Raw genomic sequence first — 21,600 nt, 5'->3', positions numbered from 1 at the left:
TCAAAAAATCAGCACGGCTCAGATCAGCAGGTCCTCATAGAAAGCGCCAAACGGCCGCGTGGGATGGGAGATCTGGATTTCCAGAATCCACACGCCGGCATTCGGTGCCTGTTCGAAATCGCCCAGATCGCCGCCGCGATGGACCGCATGAGGAAAATCGCTGACCCGATGGCCTTTGATATTCAGGTTCAGCACCCAGCCCATCGCCTCGGTCTGATCACAGGCATAGCGATAAAGCTCCACTCCGGAAACGCCCTGACGCCAGAAGGCTTCAACCCGGTTGAACAGTTCTTTGGAAGCAGCCGCGCAAGCGAGCATTTCCGGGTCGGATCCGGTAGTGAATGTCGCGCCCGCATCACCTTCATGCCCCTGCCAGACCACGCCCATGTCGATGAAGAAAATGTCTTCTTCAGCCAGCACCGGATCGCCGTCGGAACGCTGTTTGAAGGTCTTCAGCGTGTTGGCGCCAAAGCGGATCAACAGCGGATGCCAGATCCGGTCCATGCCCAGTTCGGCGAGGATTTCCTTGCCGCGCGCCGTCGCCTCGGACTCGAGCATGCCCGGTTTGATCACCGCAGCAATGGCGTCGACGGCCTTCCAGGTCAATTGCTGGGCATGGCGCATGGTTTCCAGCACAAAACCTTCGCCAACGGCTTCTTTACCGCTCAGAACTGCTTTTTCGCTTAGGGCTGTGGTCATTTGTTTGTTCCTCATGGCTGCGCTGTATAGTTTTTTATATTGCGAAACGCCGATAAAGATACAACCATGACACAAAGTGTCAATTACTCTTCTGCACGCACCACCCCGCGCTCTTCCAGCAAACGCACAAACATGCTCAGACTGCGCGACACCGTGCCCCGTCGCCACACTAGCCAAGTGGTCAAATAGCGAAAATCCGCCGCCAATGGCCAGACGCTGACGGTCGCACTCCCGGGCATGCTCTGCAGCATTTTGCGCGGCATCAGCGCCAGTCCGGCACCGGCGCTGACGCAGGCGAGCATGCCGTGATAGGACTCCATTTCGAAAATCTTGCCCGGTACGGCAGCGTCAGTGCTGAACCATTTTTCAAAGTGGTGACGGTAGGAGCAGTTGGAACGGAAGGCATAAATGTTCTCGCCGTTTACGTCCGCCGCGCGCTTGACGGGCGCATGGTTGATGGGGGCGATGATGACCATTTCCTCCTCGAACGCCGGCACGCCTTCCAGCGCTGGATGCAGCACCGGGCCGTCGACAAATGCCGCCGCGAGTCGCCCGGAAAGCACACCGTCGATCATCGTCCCCGATGGCCCCGTCGAGAGGTCGAGATCGACTTTCGGGTGCAACTGGTTGTACGCCGCGAGCAACTCGGGGATGCGCACCGCCGCTGTGCTTTCCAGCGAGCCTAACGGAAAGGCGCCTTGCGGCTCCTCGCCCGCCACCGTCGCCCGGGCCTCCTGCACCAGGTCGAGAATCCGTCGTGCATATTCAAGAAAACTCCACCCCGCCGGGGACAAACGCAAACGACTTTTCTCGCGGATAAACAGATCAACGCCCAGATCCTGCTCAAGTTGCTTGATCCGCGTGGTCAGGTTCGACGGCACGCGATGGATCTGCGCGGCGGCGGCGCTGATGCTGCCGTGTTCGGCAACGGCTTTGAAGATTTCCAGCTGCACCAGATCCACAGTCATTCTCCAATCGTGAAAGAAACGATCTTTATTATTCAGTTTCCAGAAAACAAACACCACCCTACTCTAGGCTCATCCGACGAACCTGCAGGACGACGCCATGAGCCAGATTTCCAGCCAGACCCACGCTATCTCGATCAACCCCGCCAACGGCGAGCAGATCGGTGATTACGCGTTTGAATCCGCCGCCGCCCTCGACGCGGCACTGACTCGCGCCGCTTATGGTTTCGGCAAATGGAAGCGCAAGCCGCTGCAGGATCGTTCGCGCTTGTTGAGCGCCCTCGCCGGTGCGCTGCGTGAAACCAGCGATGCCATGGCCACCATGATCACCCTGGAAATGGGCAAGCCGATCGCCCAGGCTCGCGGTGAAATCGAGAAATGCGCCAAGCTCTGCGAGTGGTACGCCGAACACGGCCCGGCCATGCTCGATGCCGAACCGACTCAGGTTGAAGGCGGCAAGGCGCGCATCGAGTACCGTCCGCTCGGCCCGATTCTCGCAGTAATGCCGTGGAACTTCCCGATCTGGCAAGTGCTGCGCGGTGCCGTGCCGGCGCTGATCGCTGGCAACACTTACGTGCTCAAGCACGCGCCGAATGTGATGGGCAGCGCCTACCTGTTGCGCGACGCCTTCACCCGTGCCGGTTTCGCCGATGGCGTGTTTGAAGTGATCAACGTCACCCCTGAAGGCGTTTCCACCGCCATCGCTGACCCGCGCATTGCCGCTGTGACCCTGACCGGCAGCGTCCGTGCCGGTATCGCCATCGGTGCTCAGGCCGGTGCCGCGTTGAAAAAATGCGTGCTGGAACTGGGCGGTTCCGATCCGTTTATCGTGCTCAACGACGCCGATCTGGATGAGGCGGTGCAAGCCGCCGTTATTGGTCGCTATCAGAACTCCGGTCAGGTTTGCGCCGCTGCGAAACGCCTGATCATCGAAGAAGGCGTGGTCGAAGAGTTCACCCGTAAATTCGTCGAGGCCACGCGTAAATTGAAGGTCGGAGATCCGCTGTCTGCCGAGACCTACATCGGCCCGATGGCACGCTTCGACCTGCGTGATGAGCTCGACCAGCAAGTGCGCGACACTCTGGAAGAAGGCGCCACCCTGCTGCTCGGCGGCGGCAAATCCGAAGGCCCGGGGAACTACTACGAGCCGACCGTGCTGGCCGACGTCACCGACCGCATGACCTCGTTCAAACAGGAACTGTTCGGCCCGGTCGCGTCGATCATCACCGCCCGTGATTGCGCGCATGCCGTGGCCCTGGCCAACGACAGCGAGTTCGGCCTGACCGCAACGATCTACACCGCCAACGTCGCACTGGCCCAGCAACTGACCAGCGAACTGGACACCGGCGGCGTGTTCATCAACGGCTACTCCGCCAGCGACCCGCGCGTGACGTTTGGTGGTGTGAAGAAGAGCGGTTTCGGACGTGAACTGTCGCACTTCGGCGTGCGCGAGTTCTGCAACGCCCAGACCGTTTGGCTGGATCGCAAATAATCCAGACACCGGAAAACCCTGTGGGAGCGAGCCAGCTCTCACAATACTCAGCAGTGCTGTCACTTTCTTTGCTCACACAAAACCCTGTAGGAGTGAGCCTGCTCGCGATGAGGCCGGCACAGTCACCATCTCCATTGTCTGAACCACCGACATCGCGAGCAGGCTCACTCCTACATTGATCGGTGTAACCCCATCATTCCTGCCCGACACAAAACCCTGTGGGAGCGAGCCTGCTCGCGAAGGCGTCGTGTCAGTCGACATCAATGTTGAATGATTGAACGCTTTCGCGAGCAGGCTCGCTCCCACATCGGGTTTATGCGGTGGCCTGTTGTGGGTCTGCGACGCTGCGATCCTTGCTCAACAACCCCAACACCACCGCCGCCGACACCAGCGTGACCACCGTCAGGATGTGCAACAGATACTGAAACGCTGCAGCATATCCTTCCACCAGACGCCCGTTGGCCAGCCCCGGAACCGTGTTGATCGCATGCGCCATATCACCCGTGGTCACCCGGTGCGCGGTCTCGGCAATCAACGAGGCTTCGGCGCTACCCGTCAGCGCGTGTACCGCACTCGACAGATCAGCGTGCAGCAATGACGCCAGCACTGCCGCGACAATCGCCAGGGCAATCCCCTCACCCGCCACCCGCACGGTGCTGAAGATACCCGCCGCCATGCCGGCACGTTCTTTCGGCACGACACTGACCGACAAACCATCCATCAACCCCCACGGCAAACCTGCGCCAACACCGATCAGCAGCATTGGCACCACCAACGCAAATTTCGCCTCACCGACGGTGTACAGGCTCAGCCAATGTAGGCCCACGGCGGCAATCAGGAACCCGGCGCCAGACAAAATGCCGGCGGAAATAAAACGCGCCAGCGACGCGGCGAGCATCGGCACCACCAGCATCGGCGCCGACAACGCCAGCAACAGCAGACCGGCATCGATCTCGCTCAAGCCCTCAACGCCGATGAAACGCAGCGGCAACATCACCACCAGCACGATGTAGCAGAAACAAGTGCCGATCGGCAGCATCTGCACACCAATGAATCGCGGATAACGGAACAGGGTCAGATCGAGCATCGGCCGTTCGACACGCATTTCGACGAGTACGAACGTCGCCAGCAACACCGCCGAAGCACCCAGCAAAGCGATGACCAGCGGACTGCCCCAACCGCTGTCCGGCGCCTGAATCAGGCCAAACGTGAACAGCGCCAGCATTGCGCTGAACAGCAGCGTGCCCGGCCAGTCCAGCCCTTTGGCCTCCGGATCACGGGTTTCGCGCATGCGTGGCAGACCGAAGACCATCGCGATCCCACCAATCAACGCCGTAAAGACAAAAATCGCCCGCCAGTTGAAGACCTCGATCAACGCCCCGGCCACCAAGGGTCCGAAGGCCAGACCAATGCCGAACGTGGTGCCGAGCACGCTGTACGCGCGGGTCCGGGCATGCCCTTCGAACTCCTGCGCCAACGCCGCCGAACCACTGGCCAGCGCCGCCGCGCCTGCCACACCTTGAACGGCACGCAACACGTCCAGCCAGAACACCGAAGGCGCCAGGCTCTGCGCGATCGAGGCCGCGGTAAACAGCAACATGCCGAAGGTGAACAGGCGTTTGCGTCCATAAACATCAGCCAATGCGCCGGCGGCCATCAGCAAACTGCCGAACGTCAACATGAACGCATTGGTGATCCAGGTCAGCGCCACCGGGCTGCCGCCCAAGTCACGACCGATGGCCGGTGTCGCTACAGCGCCGCCAGTAAAACTTAACGGCAGGATCAGTGCCGAGAGGCACACGGCCGCGAGTATGAGCAACTTGTCGCGCGCTCCGTGCGGCTGAGTCATAGCGTTCATCATTCCATCCTTTGAGCAATCCAAAAGCTGCATAACGCAGCGAATAAGGCGCGAAATCCGCAGAAAAATCCACCACCGTTTCCAGTCGATAAAAAAGAAAGCGAGCAGCCTCAAATCTTGTCGACGTTGATGCGACTTTAAAGCCGTGCTACTGATGCGATAATCCCAATAATTTTGCATGACTTTGTGAAAGGCGTTCACAGATGAAATCACCTTCGGCGGCAGATCTGTCCGTGTTCCTGTGTACCGCGCAACATCTGAATTTCAGCAAAGCCGCCATCGAACTGGGCCTCACGCCTTCCGCCCTGAGCCATTCGGTGAAGGCGCTGGAAAACCGCCTCGGCGTGCGCCTGTTCAATCGCACCACTCGCAGCGTGGCATTGACCGAGGCTGGCGAACGCCTGTATGCCCGACTGAAACCGGCATTCCGCGACATCGACGATGCGCTGGAAGATCTCAACCATTTCCGCGACAAACCCTCGGGCAACTTGCGCATCACCTCGGGGCGGCAAGCCTGCGAACTGGTGTTGCTGCCAATTGCCAGTGAGTTTTTGCAGCTGTACCCGGACATTCGTCTGGAGGTGGTCGAGAGCGATGCGCTGCTGGACATCGTCGCCAACGGCTTCGATGCCGGTGTGCGCTTCGGCGATCGCCTGGAGGCCGACATGGTGTCGCTGCCGATCGGCCCGACGATGCGTTCAGTGGTGGTCGGTTCCCCAGCGTTTTTCCAACGCCACGCGGCACCGCAAAAGCCCGAGGACCTGCACGCACTGCCGTGCATCCGCCACCGTTACCCCAGCGGTTCGATGTATCGCTGGGAGCTCGAGCGCGGCGGCATCGCCCAGGAAATCGAAGTCAATGGCCCGCTGACTCTTGGCGATGTCAGCCTGATGGTCGGGCCCGCGCTGCAAGGGCTGGGCCTGGCCTATGTGTTCGAAGACATGGTCAGCGAACACCTAGCCAGCGGGCGTTTGCTGCAAGTGTTGGCAGACTGGTGCCCGTACTATCCGGGTCTGCACTTGTACTACCCGAGCCGCCGTCATGTGCCGGCAGCGCTGAAGGCGTTTATCGAATTCGTACGCAACCGGCACTAGCGCTTACAGGTACTTCAGCCAGGCGATGTCGCGGCGGCGGGCCTTCAATGCCGAGAACCAGCGTACGGCCGGGAACAGCACAATCGCCAGAAGCGCTGCCGCCAACCAGATGGCCGCGACTGACGAGAAGCCAAAATAGCTGCCCTGATTCAGCCCGAACAGGGCCACGCCGATCAGATACAACACCTTCAACGTGTACAGGTGCAGCAGGTAGAAAAACATCGGCGCCGAACCGAACACGGTCAGCCAGCGAATCCAGCGACGCTCCTGCAAGCGTTCGAATGCCAGTAGCAGCAACAACCCGAAGCTCACGGTCAGCGCGATAAACAGCAACGACGGCGGGTACTTGGTGATGTTGAAAAAGCTCATCAAGGTTTGCACCGACGTGTCGCCCACGGCCCACGGTTTCTCGCCATAGCCGTTGATCAGCCGCAGCCCGACAAAGCCAAGCAGTCCTGCGCTCCCCGCGATCAGCAGTTGCCACTGACGCAAGCCTGCTTCAACGCCGCGAGCGAACCACGGCCCCAGCGCATAACCCAGACCAATCACACCGATCCACGGCAACAACGGATAGGAGGTGCGCAGGCGCAGAGTGTCGCTGACGTCGATCCAGCCGCGATCATGCAAAATCGCCCACGGCACATGCAGCGCCGACTCCACCGGGAAATGCACAGTGTCGAGCAGGTTGTGTCCGGCGATGATCATCAGGCTCAACGTCAGCAACAGCCAGCGCGGCAGCCAGACCAGCAGCGACAAAGCGATCATGCTCAAACCGATCGCCCAGATCACTTGCAGATAAATCACACTCGGTGGCAACTGGAAGGTCCACGCGAAGTTCACCAGGGTGAATTCCAGCAGCACCAGAAACAGACCACGCTTGAACAGAAAGGCGCTGACATCAGACTTGCCCGCGTACTTCTCACCGAACAACCACGCCGACAATCCGGTCAGCAGCACGAACACCGGCGCACACAGATGCGCCAGGGTGCGACTGAAAAACAGTGCCGGCTCGGTGCTGGCAATGTCCATCGGGTCGCTGACCTGGCGATGCAGCAAAAAGGTTTCGCGCACGTGATCCAGCAGCATGAACAGAATGACCAGGCCTCTGAGGGCGTCAATCGACAGCAGCCGGCCAGTGGCCAACGGGGCAGAACGAGGAAGCACAATCGTCATGAGCGTTTCGCAATCGAAGGGTTAACAGCAGGTGCCCAAAAGGAACACCGCTAAAAATTTGCGTTACCTTATAACAATAAACAGCAAAAACCCAAGCCCAATCGATAGCGATTCTCAGAAAAACGTCGGTTGATCCAGCCGCACAAGTTGCCCAATAGCCTCAGGCTTCTATAGTGATCAAGTCCCTGCCCTTGCGGCTGCTGTCGAGCGTTGTCCATGGTCAACACCGAACACCTGATCATCTGCGAGCACTGCGATTGTGTGTACGAAAAAGCCGTGCTGGCCAAACACCAGAAAACCTCATGCGTGCGCTGCGGCGGCGTACTCCAGCGCTTCAACGGTTTGACCGTCGAACAGCGTCTGGCCCTGACGTTCACGGCGGCGATGCTGTGGTTGTTTGCGAACTTCTATCCGGTGATGAGCATCAGCCTCAAAGGCCTGAAAAACAGCGCGACGCTGTGGGATTCGGTGCTGGCGCTGAGTCAGGGGCCGATCACCTTCATGGCGATGGTTGCGGCGATTTCGATCATCATTGCCCCCGCGTTTCAACTGGTGCTGCTGATCTGGGTGCTCAGCTTCGCGCTGTCATCGCGACGCGCGCCGGGCTTCAAGCTGTGCATGCGCTGGCTGGAAACCCTGCGGCCGTGGAGCATGCTTGAGGTGTGTCTGCTGGGAGCGATGGTGGCGGTGTTCAAACTGGCCGGATTGCTCGACGTGTTGCCTGGCATCGGCCTGTTCGCACTGGCCGTGCTGAGCCTGATGATGATCAGGATTGCCGGCCGCGATATCCGCGACCTCTGGGACATTCTATGAAACGGCCACCGACTGCCAGCGAACTCAATCTGTGCCTGTGCCACAGCTGCGGCCTGGCCTGCGACATGACCGACGAGCCGCATGAATGCCCGCGCTGCGATGCGCCGCTGCACCGACGCAAAACCAATTCACTGGCGCGCACCTGGGCCTACATGCTCGCGGCGCTGGCGTTTTACGTGCCAGCCAATCTGCTGCCGGTGATGAACACCACCATGCTCGGCAGCGGCGCCGACAGCACGATCATGAGCGGTGTACTGGAGTTCTGGGAACACGGCGCGTGGGACATTGCGCTGATCATTTTCATCGCCAGTATCGCCGTGCCGGGAGTCAAATTCGTCGCCCTGACGCTGCTCCTGATGACCGTGCAACGCGACAGCGCCTGGGCGCGCAAGGAGCGCTCGAAGCTGTTCCGCTTCGTCGAGCTGATCGGCTATTGGTCGATGCTCGACGTGCTGGTGGTGGCGCTGGTCGCAGCACTGGTGAAGTTTCAGGCGCTGGGCGATATCGAGCCACGACCGGGCATTCTGTTTTTTGGCCTGGTCGTGGTGTTCACCATGCTCGCGGCGATGAGTTTCGATCCGCGCCTGATCTGGGACAAGGACACGGACGAATCCCTCAGCGACGCTGAACCTCAAGCAGCACCTGCAACGGATGGCGCAGTGCCTGATCCGACTGGCGCTTGACCTGACTGCGGCAAGAATAACCGGTCGCCAAGGCTTCGCCCTGCTCTGCCGGCGCGTCGACCTGACGTGCCCACGACTGCTCGTAGATCACTGCTGAAGTTTGTCGATTGCGCGCCTCGTGGCCATAAGTCCCGGACATGCCGCAGCAACCGGTGGCTTGCGTCGCCAACTTCAAACCTGCGCGCTCGAACACTTGCTCCCATTGCCGCGTCGCGGCCGGGGCGTTGGTTTTCTCGGTGCAGTGGGCGAGCAGTCGGAACGATGCGGAGTTGTCCTGTTTCGTTTGCTCCGGCATCACCTTGAGCAACCACTCCTGCACCAGCGCCACTTCCGGGCATTGCTCCATTCCCGGCACTTTCAGGTATTCCTGGCGATACACCAGCGTCATCGCCGGATCGAGGCCCAGCAACGGCACGCCCACATCGGCCAATTCACGCAGTTGCCGAGCGTTGCGCAACGCCGCGCGATTGAACGCCGATAGGAAGCCCTGCACGTGAAGCGGTTTGCCGTTGGCGCTGAACGGTGCGAGGTAGACCTGATATCCCAGACGCGAAATCAACTCGACCAGATCGGCCAACAGCGGCGCTTCGAAGTAGCGGGTGAACGCGTCCTGCACGATGACCACGCTGCGTTCACGTTGCGCCTCGGTCAGCGCCGACAACGTCGAAACCTTCGCCGGTTGCACCTGCCAACGGCGCATCGCCGCATGGAAATCAAAACGACTGAGCAACGGCACATCGATCATGCCGCCGACCCGTTCCAGCAGGCTGCGAACGAATGAAGCGCCCATCAAGCCGTTGTACAGCGCCGGAATCCGCGCCATGTGCGGGATGCTGTACTCCAGCGAGGCGATCAGATAATCCCGCGCCGGACGCAGATAACGGCTGTGATACAGCTCGAGAAAGCGCGAACGAAACTCCGGCACATTGACCTTCACCGGGCACTGCCCTGCGCAGGATTTGCACGCCAGGCAACCGGCCATGGCGTCATAAACTTCGTGCGAGAAGTCCTCGGACTGGGCACGGCTGTTGCGCCAGCGCTGCCACAGCGTGCTGAAAAACGCAGGCTTGCGAATCGCATCGGACAACACGTCGACACCCGCCTCGCCCTGCAAACGCAGCCACTCACGGATCAACGAGGCGCGGCCCTTGGGCGACTGAGCGCGTTCACGGGTGGCTTTCCACGACGGGCACATGGCGTCATCGGGATCGAAGTTGTAGCAGGCGCCGTTGCCGTTGCAATGCATGGCGGCGCCGTAGCTTTGCCAGACCTTCTCGTCGATCTGCCGGTCGAGTTCGCCGCGCAACGTGACCTCGTCGATTTTTAGCAGCGCAGCGCCGGTGTTGGCTGGGGTGGCGATCTTGCCCGGGTTGAACTGGTTGAACGGGTCGAACGCGGCCTTCAAGGCTTGCAGTGCCGGATACAGTTCACCGAAGAAGGCCGGTGCGTATTCCGAGCGCAAGCCTTTACCGTGCTCGCCCCATAAAAGGCCACCGTAACGCTGGGTCAACGCGGCGACGCCATCGGACACCGGACGCACCAGCGCCGCTTGCTGCGGATCTTTCATGTCGAGAATCGGCCGCACGTGCAACACGCCTGCATCGACGTGACCGAACATGCCGTACTGCAAACCGTGGCTGTCGAGCAGGTCGCGCAACTCGGCGATGTACTCGGCCAAGTGCTGCGGCGGCACCGCAGTGTCCTCAACGAACGGCTGCGGCCGCGCTTCACCGGCAACATTGCCGAGCAGGCCCACTGCACGTTTGCGCATGCCATAGACTTTGTTCACCGCTGCGTGGCCGACCGCCAGCGTGTGGCCCAAACGCTCGACCGTGCGGTCGCTGCTCAAGTGCTCGACGAATGCTTCGACCCGGCGCTGCAAATCCTCCGGATCGTCGCCGCAGAACTCCACCAGATTGATGCCCAAGGTCGGGCGCTCGGCGCTCTCCGGGAAATACTCGGCGACGCCGTGCCAGACGATGTCCTGCATCGCCAGCAGCAGGACTTTCGAGTCGACGGTTTCGATCGACAATGGCTTGAGTGCCATCAAGGCCCGCGCATCGCGCAGTGCGTCCATGAACCCGGCGTAGCGGATGTTCACCAGCATCGTGTGTTTGGGGATCGGCAGTACGTTCAGCCGCGCCTCGACGACAAACCCCAGCGAGCCTTCCGCGCCGCACAGCACGCTGTTGAGGTTGAAACGCTTGTCCGCCTCACGCAGATGCGCGAGGTCATAACCGGTCAGGCAGCGGTTGAGATCGGGGAAACGCGCTTTGATCAGTTCGCCCTGTTCATCAATGATCTGCCGCGCGCAGCGATAGACCTCACCGACGCGATCTTCGCGGGCGCACAGTGCTTCAAGTTCGCTTTCCTCAAGCGGCAAACCGTGCAGACGCTCGCCGCCGCGCAAAACCATGTCGAGTTCGAGCACATGGTCGCGGGTCTTGCCGTAGGTGCAACTGCCCTGACCGCTGGCGTCAGTGTTGATCATGCCGCCGACGGTGGCGCGGTTGGAGGTCGACAGCTCCGGGGCGAAAAACAGTCCGGCGGATTTCAGCGCAGCGTTGAGCTGATCCTTGACCACCCCGGCCTGCACGCGCACCCAGCGTTCCTCGACGTTGATTTCGAGGATGCGGTTCATGTGCCGCGACAGGTCAACGACGATGCCGTCGGTCAGCGATTGGCCGTTGGTGCCGGTGCCGCCACCGCGCGGGGTGATCACCACTTGCTGGTACGCCGGCTCGGCGATCAATCGCGCCACCCGCGCTACGTCCTCGGCGTCCATCGGGAACACAGCTGCTTGCGGCAGACGCTGATAGATCGAGTTGTCGGTCGCCAGCACCACGCGGCTGGCGTAATCAGCGCTGATTTCACCGCGAAAACCGCTGGCTTTCAGGGCTTTGAGGAACTGCTGGTAATCGCTGGTCAGGGCGTTGGCGGGGGACAGCTGGGCAATCATCGGTCAGGTCATCTCGGTCAAATCGGGCTGTGTGGCGGTAAACAGTTGTACGCAACGAATGATTGCGTCAGGCTCCGCCATCTCATGGTGCCCATGTTCATTGCTGGCGAACGCCGGGACAACCGTAAATTCGACCCGCTATTGATGACTTTTACGAATGAATCCGCGCACGCTCACCCCTTCCATGTCGTTATTGCTGGCCTTCGAGGCCGCCGCGCGCCATGAAAGCTACACCCGCGCCGCCCATGAACTGTCACTGACGCAGAGTGCGGTCAGCCGTCAGGTGCAGATTCTCGAGAAGATGCTCGGCATGCGCTTGTTCAGCCGTGAAGGCCGACAAGTGGTGCTGACCGATGTCGGGCGCATGTATCAGCGCGAACTCGCCGAAGCGCTTGGGCAGATTCGCAGTGCGACATTGCAGGCGATGGCGTTTGGCTCGGGCATTCACAGTCTGCGCCTGGCGACGCTGCCGACTTTCGGTTCGAAATGGTTGCTGCCGCGCCTGAAGGATTTCTACACCGCGCACCCGGGCATGACCGTGCATTTGCATTCACGGATCGCAGCGATTGACTTCGATACCAGCGAAATCGATGCGGCAATCTGTGTCGGCGGTGGTGACTGGCTGGGGCTGACCGCCCTGCCCTTGCACACCGAGGAACTGGTGGTGATTGCCAGTGCGCAACTGTCTGACGCTGAGCGCGACGACTCCGAACAACACATCGCCGGGCAACTGCTGCTCAATGTCAGCAGCAATGCGCAGGCGTGGGCGGAATGGTTCAGCCATCAAGGTCTGCCGCACCGAAGCATGCGTATCGGGCCGAGCTTTGAAATGACCTCGCACTTGATTCAGGCGGTGCGGGCCAATATTGGCGTGGGGCTGGTGCCGCGAATTCTGGTCGAAGATGAGTTGTTGAAGGGTGAACTGCTGCAACTGGGTGAGCCGATTACCAGTCGCCGCAGCTATTACCTGGTGTATCCGCCGCGCAATGAGAATTTACCGTCGCTGAAAGCGTTTCGGGATTGGCTGGTAGAAACGTTGTAACCGTGAGGACGCCAATCGCGAGCAGGCTCACTCCTACAGTTGGAATGCGTTTCCCTGTAGGAGTGAGCCTGCTCGCGATGGCGCCAATTCAGGCACCTCAAAACCTTGGTTTAACCGCTTTCCAGTCCGGCTTGTACCGCTGCATCTGCCGCACATCATCGCGCTGACGAATCCCGCACGTCAGGTACTGATCATGCAGCTTGCCCAACTGCTCATGATCCAGCTCCAGCCCAAGCCCCGGTGCGCGGGTGATCTTCACGCAGCCATCGACAATCGGCAGTTTGCCGCCCTTGATCACCTCTTCATCCGGCTCCTGCCACGGGTAATGCGTATCGCAGGCGTAATCCAGATTCGGCACCGCCGCCGCGACATGCGCCATCGCCATCAGGCTGATGCCCAGGTGCGAGTTGGAATGCATCGACACACCAACGCCGAACACATCGCACATTTTCGCCAGCGTCTGCGTGTCGCGCAGGCCGCCCCAGTAATGGTGATCGGCGAGAACAATCTGCACGCTGTTTTGCGCGATGCTGCGGCGGAACTCGTCGAAGTCGGTGACCACCATGTTGGTGGCCAGCGGCAGACCGGTGCGCTTGTGCAGCTCGGCCATGCCGTCGAGGCCCGGAGTCGGGTCTTCGTAATATTGCAGATCATCGCCGAGCAATTCGGCCATGCGAATCGAGGTTTCCAGCGACCAATTGCCATTCGGATCGATGCGCAGCGGGTAACCTGGGAAGGCCTTTTTCAGCGCCTTGATGCACGCCACCTCATGCTCCGGCGGCAACGTACCGGCCTTGAGTTTGATGCTCTTGAAACCGTACGCCTCGATCATCCGCGCGGCCTGCGCAACGATCTGCTGCTCGCTGAGTGCCTCGCCCCAATTGTCCGGTTTGTACGGCGAATCGACATGCTGCGCATACTTGAAGAACAGATAGGCGCTGAACGGCACTTCATCACGAATCGCGCCGCCGAGCAGGTCCACCAGCGGCACATTCAGGTAATGCGCTTGCAAGTCGAGGAAGGCCACTTCGAACGCCGAGTAGGCATTGCTCACCGCTTTACTGGCGTGGGAACCGGGTGCCAGTTCAGCACCGGCGAGACTGGCCGGTTTATTCGCGGCGACGGTGGCCTGCACGATCGCGCGTAACTGATTGAGGTTGAAAGGGTCGAGGCCGATCAGTTGCGCCTGCAACTGCTGCTGAATCGCCAGCGCCGGGGCATCGCCATAGCTTTCGCCGAGGCCGATGTAGCCGTTGTCGCTTTCGATCTCGATGATCGAGCGCAGGGCAAAGGGTTCGTGGATGCCGCTGGCGTTGAGCAGCGGCGGATCGCGAAAGGCAATCGGGGTCACGGTGACACGGGTGATTTTCAAGATAACGCTCCTGACAGATCAACAATCAATTCAATGGCTCGCGGCCGGGCTGGCCGTCGCAACAACGGCGGTCTCGTCATGGGGCTTTGCCGGGGTTTTACCCTTGGCACCCGGGGCCGTGCGGGCGAAGAAGATCACCACCGCAGCGACCAGTGACGTCGCCGCCAGGCCGTACAGTCCGCCCTCGATGGAGCCGGTGGTTTCTTCGAGGATGCCGAACGCCGTCGGCGCAACGAACCCACCGAGGTTGCCGATGGAGTTGATCAACGCGATCACTGCAGCGGCGATACGCGCATCCAGATAGCTTTGCGGAATCGGCCAGAACAACGCCGACGCAGCCTTGAAGCCGATGGCGGCGAAACAGATGGCGACGAAGGCGAAAATAGGCCCGCCAGTGGTCGACATGAACATGCCGATCGCCGCGATCACCAGCGTCAGCGCGACCCAGGCTTGCTGGAACTTCCACTTGCCGGCCATTGCCGCGAAGCCGTACATGGCAACAATGGAAATGATCCACGGAATCGAATTGAGCAGGCCGACCTGGAAGTCGCCGAGATTGCCCATCTTCTTGATCATGCTTGGCAGCCAGAACGTCGCGCCGTAAATGGTCAGGGCGATGGAGAAATAGATGAAACAGAACAGCGCAATCTGCCGATCCGCCAACAGCCTGAACATCGAAGGCTTGGCCACCTGCGACGCCTCACGAGCGCGCTGCTCTTCGGCAATTGCCGCCACCAGTGCTTCGCGCTCTTCTTCGCTCAGCCACTTGGCCTGACGCGGATGCGATTGCAGCCAGAACCAGACGAATGCGCAGAGCACCACTGAAGCCGCGCCCTCAATCAAAAACATCCACTGCCAGCCATGCAGGCCCAGTCCGCTGATGTGCAGCAACGCACCGGAGACCGGGCCGGAGATCACCGAAGCAATGGCCGAACCGCTGAGAAATACCGCCATGGTCTTGCCGCGCTCAGAGGCCGGCAGCCATTGGGTGAAGTAATAAATGATCCCCGGAAAGAACCCCGCCTCCGCCGCGCCGAGAATAAAGCGCAGCACATAAAAACTGGTTTCACCTCTGACGAAGGCCATGGCCATGGCCGCTGCGCCCCAGGTGAACATGATCCGCGTCAACCAGACCCGCGCGCCATAACGCTGCAAAAGCATGTTGGACGGCACTTCGAACAGCGCGTAACCGACAAAGAACAATCCGGCTCCGAGGCCATAAGCCGCCGCGCCGATGCCCAGATCGGTTTCCATGTGGCTGCGCACGAAACCGATGTTGACCCGGTCGATGTAGTTGACGATGAACATCACCACGAACAGCGGCAGCACGTGGCGCTTGACCTTGGCGGCGGCACGGGCGAGAACCGTGACGTCCAGCGGACTCTGGAGGGTTTTCAAGGGCGACTCCCGATCTTGTTTTTTTAGGGATGGCGTAAAGCGATGGACCGATCATGGACGGCGATCATTGATCCCGTCTAATCTAACTTGGCATTCGATTGATACCCGGATTAGATCAATGTTCGAACTGACCCAGCTACGCTGCTTCACCACCGTCGCCACCGAACTCAACTTTCGCCGCGCCGCCGAGCGACTGAACATGACGCAGCCGCCGCTGAGCCGGCAGATCCAGTTGCTGGAGCATCACCTTGGCGTCGAGTTGTTCACCCGCAGCACCCGCAGCGTCGCGCTGACCGCCGCTGGCCGTGCATTTTTCATCGAAGCACAGAATCTGCTGGAGCGCGCGCAGCAGGCCGCCGTCACCGCCCGGCGGTTTGCCGAAGGCGACATCGGGTCAGTGAACATCAGTTTTGTCGGCAGCGCGGTGTATGAGTTTCTGCCCAAGGTCATTGCCGAGGCGCGACTGAAACAGCCGCAGGTGAAAATCGATCTGGCGGAAATGAACACATACCAGCAACACGAAGCCCTGCGCGCCCGCCGCATTGATCTGGGCATCGCCCGTGCGCCGTTATTGGAGCCGGGCTACGCCACCGAATGCCTGGTGCGCGAGCCGTTTGTATTGGCGGTGCCGAGTGGACATCCATTGGCAACGGCGGCTGAAGTGGCGGTCAGTGACCTGGATAAGCAACCGTTCCTGATGTACTCCCACGCCGCGTATCCGCCGTTCAATGAACTGCTGACCGGCATGCTGCGCTCGGCACGGGTTGCGCCAGATTATGTGCAGTGGCTGGGGTCATCGCTGACAATTCTGGCCCTGGTCAACGCCGGCATGGGCCTGGCGCTGGTGCCGCGTTGTGCGACCAGTGTGGTGTTCAGGAATGTGGTGTTTCGCGATATCGATCTGGGCGAAGGGGTGCAGAGCGAACTGCATCTGATCTGGCGGGAGAACAACGACAACCCGGCGTTTGCGATGTTGCTGGAAGCGATTCGCCGGGCGGTGGCTGAGGGTTGGGGCTAAGGAAATACTAGCTCTTCAACGGTGGTGGAGCGCTCGGTGCTCTAGGCTGCGCATTTGCCACTGGCTTGCCATCTTTCGTGTAGCGACGCGCTACCCAATCCGGCATTGGTTGCGGTGCTCTGGCTGTCATAACGAAACCTCCGATTTCGGGCCGAATTCGACCCACTTGACCTTCCCGGAATCTATCAGCAAAAACTCAGCGCCAAAAGGCACTTCTGCCCCTTCGGCATCCAGCCAACAGGGATTCTGCATCACGAACTGGCCACTGCTGGATTCCGGCGGCCACTCCACGGGCCAGCCAAACACGCGCCTTTCGTCGTTCAAATGCAGTGTGACCAAACGATGGTGCTGAGCAAAAATACTGAACCATTCGCTGGGGTAGGAAGTTTGTTTCGTGACATTTCGACTGCGTAACCAGCCATGCAACTTGTCATTCGTAGCCAGGTAGCAGGAAAGCAATCCGAGCGTCACCGACACAACGAATGCCCACATCGTTTCCGCTTTGGCATCCCATTGCCCCAGAGAAAATCCTTTCGACCCCACCCACAAACTCAGAGCTCCGATTCCCCAAACCGCTCCCTGAATCACAAACGTAAAAATCAGCGCCTGCACAATCTGCCCGAACGTATCCGGTCGCTTGAACGCCGTCAGCGAATAAAAAATCCACGCTGACAAGAATCCGGGAATCAAGTACTGCAACAGCGGTATAACTTCTTTGACCAGATCATCCATGATCCGCGACTCCTTGAAAGACCGGCCGACCTGACTATCGACCGTCCCTCAAAAGCCTAGTGCACACGAATAAAAACCCTCGTGCACAACTGTCACCGTTCATTTCGCGAATCAGATCCACACCTTTCAGCCTCCAGGCAGCCAAAAAAAACAGAAACCGACGATACGGCTTCTGCTTTTTTGTCTCTGTAGGCGTCGTTACAGGCAGTCACGCACCGATTGGCGCAACGAACCGGACTTCGCCCACGGCGGCCCCTGATACAACGAAACCCGACTGCCGTCCTTGTATTTGACGATATCGAGAATCTCATCGGCCGTGATGATGCTTGGCGCCGTGATGCGATAGCCGTTGGAAATCGATGTCTGCGAAGTCTTGGCCACATCCTTCTGCCACAACGGTAATACACACGCGGCATAGTCCTTGGGTGCCTTGTCACTGGTCTTGCTGACGTTCGGCTCACCCGGCACCAACGACGCCGGCAACGAGCAACCCGCCAACAGGGCCAACGCCAACGTCCCGATCCATATCCGCATAGTGTTTTCCTGATCTGAAAAAAGTGAATGTAGCGCGTAACCCGGCGCGCATCCATCGTGGCAACGCGCCCTTGACGCAATCTGCACAACTTTTCACAACCGCTGGGCGTACAGACGAAAGCGCTTTGCCCATCAGCGAAAAATGCGACTACTCTTTTCTACCGAGAATGTTCTGGAGGTGATCATGCGGCTCAATGAATACGAACACGAACTTCAACGCGACCTGCAAAGCGTTGCATCGGACTTGAGATGGTCGGCGGTCGACCTGAAGCGTATCGCCGAACAACTGCGCAAATCCGGCAACGAGGCGGATGCGCAATCCGTGCTTAGATCCTGCGAGGTGCTGCAAAGCGATGAAGAACGACTGCAACTCTATGCCAGGGAAGTGAAAGCCCGCGCCATCAGCCGAACCAAGGTCCACTGAGACCTGCATCCCCTTCCCCCAAACAAAAGCCCCGACACATGCCGGGGCTCCTTCTATTACAGCCAGTCAGTGGGTTTTGTGACTTTGCGCGCGCGTCGAGCGTTTTTTGTAGCCAGGCAGCGCGGCGGCGTAGGCCAGTGCTTCCTCCCGGCTGCCAAACGACGCCAGCCGATCGCCCTGAGTGCAAACCCGCCATGGGCCATTGTTCACGCTAAGCACGTCATAGCCGTTCATGTGCATCTTGTTCAACATCGGCATGCTCATGGACACCTCCATTTTTACTAACGGTCAGATCCAGCTTCACGCTTTTACCTTACACCCTGATCCACCCGAAATGCCGACCGGATGTCGCAAGACGCGTCCGTCATGGTTCTGGCACTTTTCGCCGCCGCGAACACTCCAAATTCCGGTGAAACCTTTACCTCACGGCCCGGCTCAAATATTGCAGTTTTATTTCCATTTTGTGACAGGCAGTAAACAGGTAACACATGAAAGTACGCGCAACCGTCATATGCGAACAGGATCGCCACGTGCTCCTGGTGCGCAAACCCCACTGCCGCTGGACATTGCCCGGTGGCAAGGTCGAGCCCGGGGAAACCCGAGCGCAGGCAGCCGTGCGCGAATTGCAGGAGGAAACCAGCCTCAACGCCGACGACGTGTTGTATCTGATGGAACTGCAGAGCGGCAGCACGCGGCATCATGTCTACGAGGCATCAGTGCAGGATCTCGCGCAAGCGCGCCCCCAAAACGAGATCACCGAATGCATCTGGCATCCGCTGGACGCAGTGCGCAATCTGCACACCAGCGAGGCGACGCTGCGCATCGTTCAAGCGTTTCAACGGCGTTTATGACGCGTTAACCAGCGAACGCTCGGCGGCCGGCGCTCATTTCGGTGCGTAATTCACCGATGAAGTTGGAAATGTCACGAATCGTGACGAGGTGTTCCGGGGAGACGCCATTCAACAGCAACTCGACTCGCCCGCTGTCCGGCTCATACACCTTGATTTGCAATAGCCCCTGCGTGCTCGGGATGCAATCGCACTTGAACGCAGGAAAGCCGGATTCGACAATCCGGCAGATATCGTCAATGGCAAGCATGAGTGGACGCCTCGCAGGCGGTGGGTCGGTCGACTCGTAGAGCATAGATGAGCAATTTGTGTCTCGCTCGACACAAAAATGCCAACCCGATCACAACTTTCAAGTACGCCGTCAATGCGCGTCATGATCCCAGATCCAGTTCCACATCCCCGGCAAATTCACCGACTCCGAACTGTTCTCCACGGTGCGCGCCAACGCGGCTTTCTCAAGTTCAGCGTGATCATCATAGAAAGGCTTGTCCGCCAGCCTCACGCCCGTGGCAGCGGCGCTATCCAGCAGAATCTGCAGGTATTCGCGGGTGTGCCGCGCGGTATAGCGGTTGAGGTCATGAAACGTCACCACGACCGGGATGACCCCGTCCACGGTGGGCAATTCGCCAAGGGCGATACGTTCACGGACTGCCGATAACTGTCGCAACATGTTGGCCCGACGTCGCGGGCTGGCATTGAAGCCCCAGATCTTGCCGTCATTGGCGCTTAAATCGGTGAGCAACACATGCAAGCCATGCTGCTGATAGGCGGCGAAGGTACGTTTGTCGTAATTCCAGAACGGCGGGCGCAGCAACTTCGGCGGCGCGCCAGTGATGGCAGCGATATCAGCCGTGCCGTTGGTCAGCGACTCTTCGAGTTCTTGCGGGTCAAGCAAGCGATGATTGGTGTGCCAATGGGTCGCTGTGTGAAACGCGAGGATGTGCCCCTCCTCATACTCACGCCGCATGATGCCGCGACCGATGTCACTGTTGCCCGCTCGCGGTGCACGCGTCTGCACGAAGAACACCGCTTTGATATTCGGCATCAGCGGATTGTCCTTGAGACCGTCGAGCACCGTGGCCGACGGATTCCAGAAACTGGATGCGCTGGGGCCGTCATCGAACGTCAACAGGAAGCGCACCGGTGCCTGGGCTTTCAGGCGCGTTTCGGTTTGCGCGGTCATTTCGATCGGGGCGGCGATACAACCGGCCAGCGCGAGAGCAATCAGCGCGGCACAAAGAAGTTTGAATCCGGATGTCATGTTTTGCCTTGAGCACGGCGGCTGCCGTCATGTGATCGATTGGCAAAACTCCCTCGCCCTTATCCATCCCTGCGCTCGGATATTCGAGCCGAGGTTGGATAAGGTACACAGGGTTTGGTTCCGGCCCTCGCTCAGTGAGCCAATGCCTGCTGAAAAGACGTGTCGATAATTCCGGCGGTGGCCAACGGAGCCGGCAGCGCTTTCACTTTGAACAGGAAGTCGGCAGTACTTTGCAGATCCGTCGCCGCTTGCGTGTCCACCGGCCCGACCGTCATGTGCGCCTGACGCAACCAGTGGCGCGACACCTGCTGATCGAGATTGGCTTTCTTCGCCCACAGATCGGCGTATTCGTCCGTATGGCTGTCGACCCAGGCCCGCGCCTGTTTCAGACGTCCGAGAAAATCTGCGATGGTTGCGCGTTTGCTATCAATGGACGGCGTCGACGCGGCGATTGCACTGAGGCCCGGCATCAGGTTTTTTGCGGTCAGGATCGGCCGAGCGCCGGAGAACACGATTTGCTGGGAAATGTACGGTTCCCACACCGGGAAAGCGTCAATGCTGCCCTGTGGCAGGGCTGCGGCGGCATCGATCGGCATCAACTTGACGAAGTCGACGTAGTTTTCCGGCAGACCGCCCTGCTCCAGGGCGCGCAAGGTCAACTGCTGACTCCAGGCGCCGGGCCAATAAGCGACCTTCTTGCCCTTCAGGTCGGCAATGGTTTTCACCGGAGAATCCTTGGGCACCAACAACGCAATGGTGTCCGGATTCTGCCGTGATACGCCGATCAGTTTCACCGGCGCCTGTTTGGCGGCCAGAAACAGAAAACCGGAATCGCCCAAAAAGCCCAAATCCAGCGAACCCGATTGCAAGGCTTCCGCCAAGGGTGCAGCGGCCTGGAAGTGCTTCCAGTCGACGGTATAAGGCGCGTCTTTCAACACGCCGGATGCCTCCACCGAGGCACGGATGTTGTAGTAGTTCTGGTCGCCGACATGCAGGACCAATGGCTCGGCTGCGTAGGACAGCGGCGAGGTGAATACTGCAGTGATTAACGCACTGCGGAGGAAACGAGAAACCTTCATGGCGAGTCCTGCAAAGATAATTGCATAGACCATAACGCTCTTGATAAACCGTTTTGAAATTCGATAAGTGCATAAGCTCATCACGGTTGATACATGCTGTTTGCTTGGCAACAGTAGCGGATCACACTGTTGCCCACGCAACAGCTGAAATCCTGC

The 21,600-nt window shown here is 59.6% G+C and carries 21 protein-coding genes; 8 read left to right on the top strand and 13 right to left on the bottom strand.

Translation table 11 applies throughout. The features are described from left to right. Window positions 1-18: 18 nt before the first annotated feature. Window positions 19-699, bottom strand: a complete 681-nt coding sequence (locus VY732_RS12000; RefSeq protein ID WP_331695499.1) for a M24 family metallopeptidase — start codon at window positions 697-699, stop codon at window positions 19-21. 83 nt (window positions 700-782) lie between these two features. Then, window positions 783-1,661: a putrescine utilization regulator PtrR gene (ptrR, locus tag VY732_RS11995; RefSeq protein ID WP_116029165.1), complete on the bottom strand. Its 879-nt coding sequence runs from the start codon at window positions 1,659-1,661 to the stop codon at window positions 783-785. Between the two features lie 103 nt (window positions 1,662-1,764). Between ptrR and VY732_RS11990 the strand changes: the two genes are divergently transcribed. Continuing rightward, window positions 1,765-3,156: an aldehyde dehydrogenase family protein gene (locus VY732_RS11990; protein WP_331695498.1), complete on the top strand. Its 1,392-nt coding sequence runs from the start codon at window positions 1,765-1,767 to the stop codon at window positions 3,154-3,156. Window positions 3,157-3,469: 313 nt separating this feature from the next. On the opposite strand, the gene VY732_RS11985 is transcribed toward VY732_RS11990, so the two are convergent. Then, window positions 3,470-5,014: an MFS transporter gene (locus VY732_RS11985; protein ID WP_331695497.1), complete on the bottom strand. Its 1,545-nt coding sequence runs from the start codon at window positions 5,012-5,014 to the stop codon at window positions 3,470-3,472. 203 nt (window positions 5,015-5,217) lie between these two features. Between VY732_RS11985 and VY732_RS11980 the strand changes: the two genes are divergently transcribed. Continuing rightward, window positions 5,218-6,108 carry a LysR family transcriptional regulator gene (locus VY732_RS11980; protein ID WP_331695496.1) on the top strand — a complete coding sequence of 297 codons (891 nt, stop codon included), beginning with the start codon at window positions 5,218-5,220 and terminating at the stop codon, window positions 6,106-6,108. 3 nt (window positions 6,109-6,111) lie between these two features. Here the strand turns inward: VY732_RS11980 and VY732_RS11975 are convergent, their stop codons facing one another. Beyond that, window positions 6,112-7,281: a DUF1624 domain-containing protein gene (locus VY732_RS11975; protein ID WP_331695495.1), complete on the bottom strand. Its 1,170-nt coding sequence runs from the start codon at window positions 7,279-7,281 to the stop codon at window positions 6,112-6,114. 216 nt (window positions 7,282-7,497) lie between these two features. On the opposite strand from VY732_RS11975, the gene VY732_RS11970 reads away from it, so the two are divergent. Beyond that, entirely contained in the window at window positions 7,498-8,094 is a 597-nt protein-coding gene (locus VY732_RS11970) for a paraquat-inducible protein A (RefSeq protein ID WP_077573324.1), read from the top strand. Further along, window positions 8,091-8,777, top strand: a complete 687-nt coding sequence (locus VY732_RS11965; RefSeq protein WP_077573325.1) for a paraquat-inducible protein A — start codon at window positions 8,091-8,093, stop codon at window positions 8,775-8,777. The genes VY732_RS11970 and VY732_RS11965 overlap by 4 nt, the downstream gene beginning before the upstream one ends. Here the strand turns inward: VY732_RS11965 and ydiJ are convergent. Next, the gene (gene ydiJ, locus VY732_RS11960; protein ID WP_331695494.1) at window positions 8,710-11,736 is read right to left on the bottom strand and encodes a D-2-hydroxyglutarate dehydrogenase YdiJ; all 3,027 of its coding nucleotides are present in this window, start codon (window positions 11,734-11,736) and stop codon (window positions 8,710-8,712) included. The two genes, VY732_RS11965 and ydiJ, sit on opposite strands and share 68 nt — an antisense overlap. Window positions 11,737-11,893: 157 nt before the next feature. Here ydiJ and VY732_RS11955 point away from each other — a divergent pair, with 157 nt between their 5' ends. Further along, on the top strand, window positions 11,894-12,778 hold the full coding sequence (locus tag VY732_RS11955) for a LysR substrate-binding domain-containing protein (RefSeq protein WP_331695493.1): 885 nt from the start codon (window positions 11,894-11,896) through the stop codon (window positions 12,776-12,778). Between the two features lie 97 nt (window positions 12,779-12,875). On the opposite strand, the gene VY732_RS11950 is transcribed toward VY732_RS11955, so the two are convergent. Further along, window positions 12,876-14,150, bottom strand: a complete 1,275-nt coding sequence (locus VY732_RS11950; protein ID WP_123593851.1) for a glucarate dehydratase family protein — start codon at window positions 14,148-14,150, stop codon at window positions 12,876-12,878. Between the two features lie 30 nt (window positions 14,151-14,180). Beyond that, window positions 14,181-15,548: an MFS transporter gene (locus VY732_RS11945; RefSeq protein ID WP_331695492.1), complete on the bottom strand. Its 1,368-nt coding sequence runs from the start codon at window positions 15,546-15,548 to the stop codon at window positions 14,181-14,183. Window positions 15,549-15,666: 118 nt separating this feature from the next. Here VY732_RS11945 and VY732_RS11940 point away from each other — a divergent pair, with 118 nt between their 5' ends. After that, window positions 15,667-16,566, top strand: coding sequence for a LysR substrate-binding domain-containing protein (locus VY732_RS11940; RefSeq protein ID WP_077573330.1), 900 nt, complete (start codon window positions 15,667-15,669; stop codon window positions 16,564-16,566). A gap of 126 nt (window positions 16,567-16,692) precedes the next feature. Here the strand turns inward: VY732_RS11940 and VY732_RS11935 are convergent, their stop codons facing one another. Both VY732_RS11935 and VY732_RS11930 read right to left on the bottom strand, forming a co-directional pair. Beyond that, window positions 16,693-17,298 carry a DUF6338 family protein gene (locus VY732_RS11935; RefSeq protein ID WP_137217326.1) on the bottom strand — a complete coding sequence of 202 codons (606 nt, stop codon included), beginning with the start codon at window positions 17,296-17,298 and terminating at the stop codon, window positions 16,693-16,695. Window positions 17,299-17,496: 198 nt separating this feature from the next. Then, window positions 17,497-17,832 (bottom strand): hypothetical protein, encoded by a 336-nt coding sequence (locus tag VY732_RS11930; RefSeq protein ID WP_077573332.1) that lies wholly within the window; start codon window positions 17,830-17,832, stop codon window positions 17,497-17,499. 184 nt (window positions 17,833-18,016) lie between these two features. On the opposite strand from VY732_RS11930, the gene VY732_RS11925 reads away from it, so the two are divergent. Further along, window positions 18,017-18,256: a hypothetical protein gene (locus tag VY732_RS11925; RefSeq protein WP_007910805.1), complete on the top strand. Its 240-nt coding sequence runs from the start codon at window positions 18,017-18,019 to the stop codon at window positions 18,254-18,256. A 66-nt stretch (window positions 18,257-18,322) separates the two neighbouring features. Here the strand turns inward: VY732_RS11925 and VY732_RS11920 are convergent, their stop codons facing one another. After that, a complete protein-coding gene (locus VY732_RS11920) occupies window positions 18,323-18,520 on the bottom strand; it encodes a hypothetical protein (RefSeq protein ID WP_034152400.1) in 198 nt (65 codons plus the stop codon). 224 nt (window positions 18,521-18,744) lie between these two features. Between VY732_RS11920 and VY732_RS11915 the strand changes: the two genes are divergently transcribed. Next, complete coding sequence (locus tag VY732_RS11915; protein WP_331695491.1) at window positions 18,745-19,107, top strand: NUDIX hydrolase; 363 nt, start codon at window positions 18,745-18,747, stop codon at window positions 19,105-19,107. A gap of 4 nt (window positions 19,108-19,111) precedes the next feature. On the opposite strand, the gene VY732_RS11910 is transcribed toward VY732_RS11915, so the two are convergent. The 3 genes from VY732_RS11910 to VY732_RS11900 all read right to left on the bottom strand — a co-directional run bounded on the left by VY732_RS11910 (window position 19,112) and on the right by VY732_RS11900 (window position 21,444). Next, complete coding sequence (locus tag VY732_RS11910; protein WP_016983016.1) at window positions 19,112-19,354, bottom strand: DUF1652 domain-containing protein; 243 nt, start codon at window positions 19,352-19,354, stop codon at window positions 19,112-19,114. Between the two features lie 111 nt (window positions 19,355-19,465). Next, window positions 19,466-20,365, bottom strand: a complete 900-nt coding sequence (locus tag VY732_RS11905) for a polysaccharide deacetylase family protein (RefSeq protein WP_123593854.1) — start codon at window positions 20,363-20,365, stop codon at window positions 19,466-19,468. A gap of 131 nt (window positions 20,366-20,496) precedes the next feature. Further along, window positions 20,497-21,444 carry an ABC transporter substrate-binding protein gene (locus VY732_RS11900; protein WP_331695490.1) on the bottom strand — a complete coding sequence of 316 codons (948 nt, stop codon included), beginning with the start codon at window positions 21,442-21,444 and terminating at the stop codon, window positions 20,497-20,499. Between the last annotated feature and the right edge of the window lie 156 nt (window positions 21,445-21,600).

The sequence above is a fragment of the Pseudomonas sp. ZY71 genome (genome assembly GCF_036542145.1).
GTDB classification, from domain to species: Bacteria; Pseudomonadota; Gammaproteobacteria; order Pseudomonadales; family Pseudomonadaceae; genus Aquipseudomonas; species Aquipseudomonas koreensis_A.
Note: the sequence above shows the minus strand (reverse complement) of the source record. Positions and strands in the feature narration are given on the sequence as shown.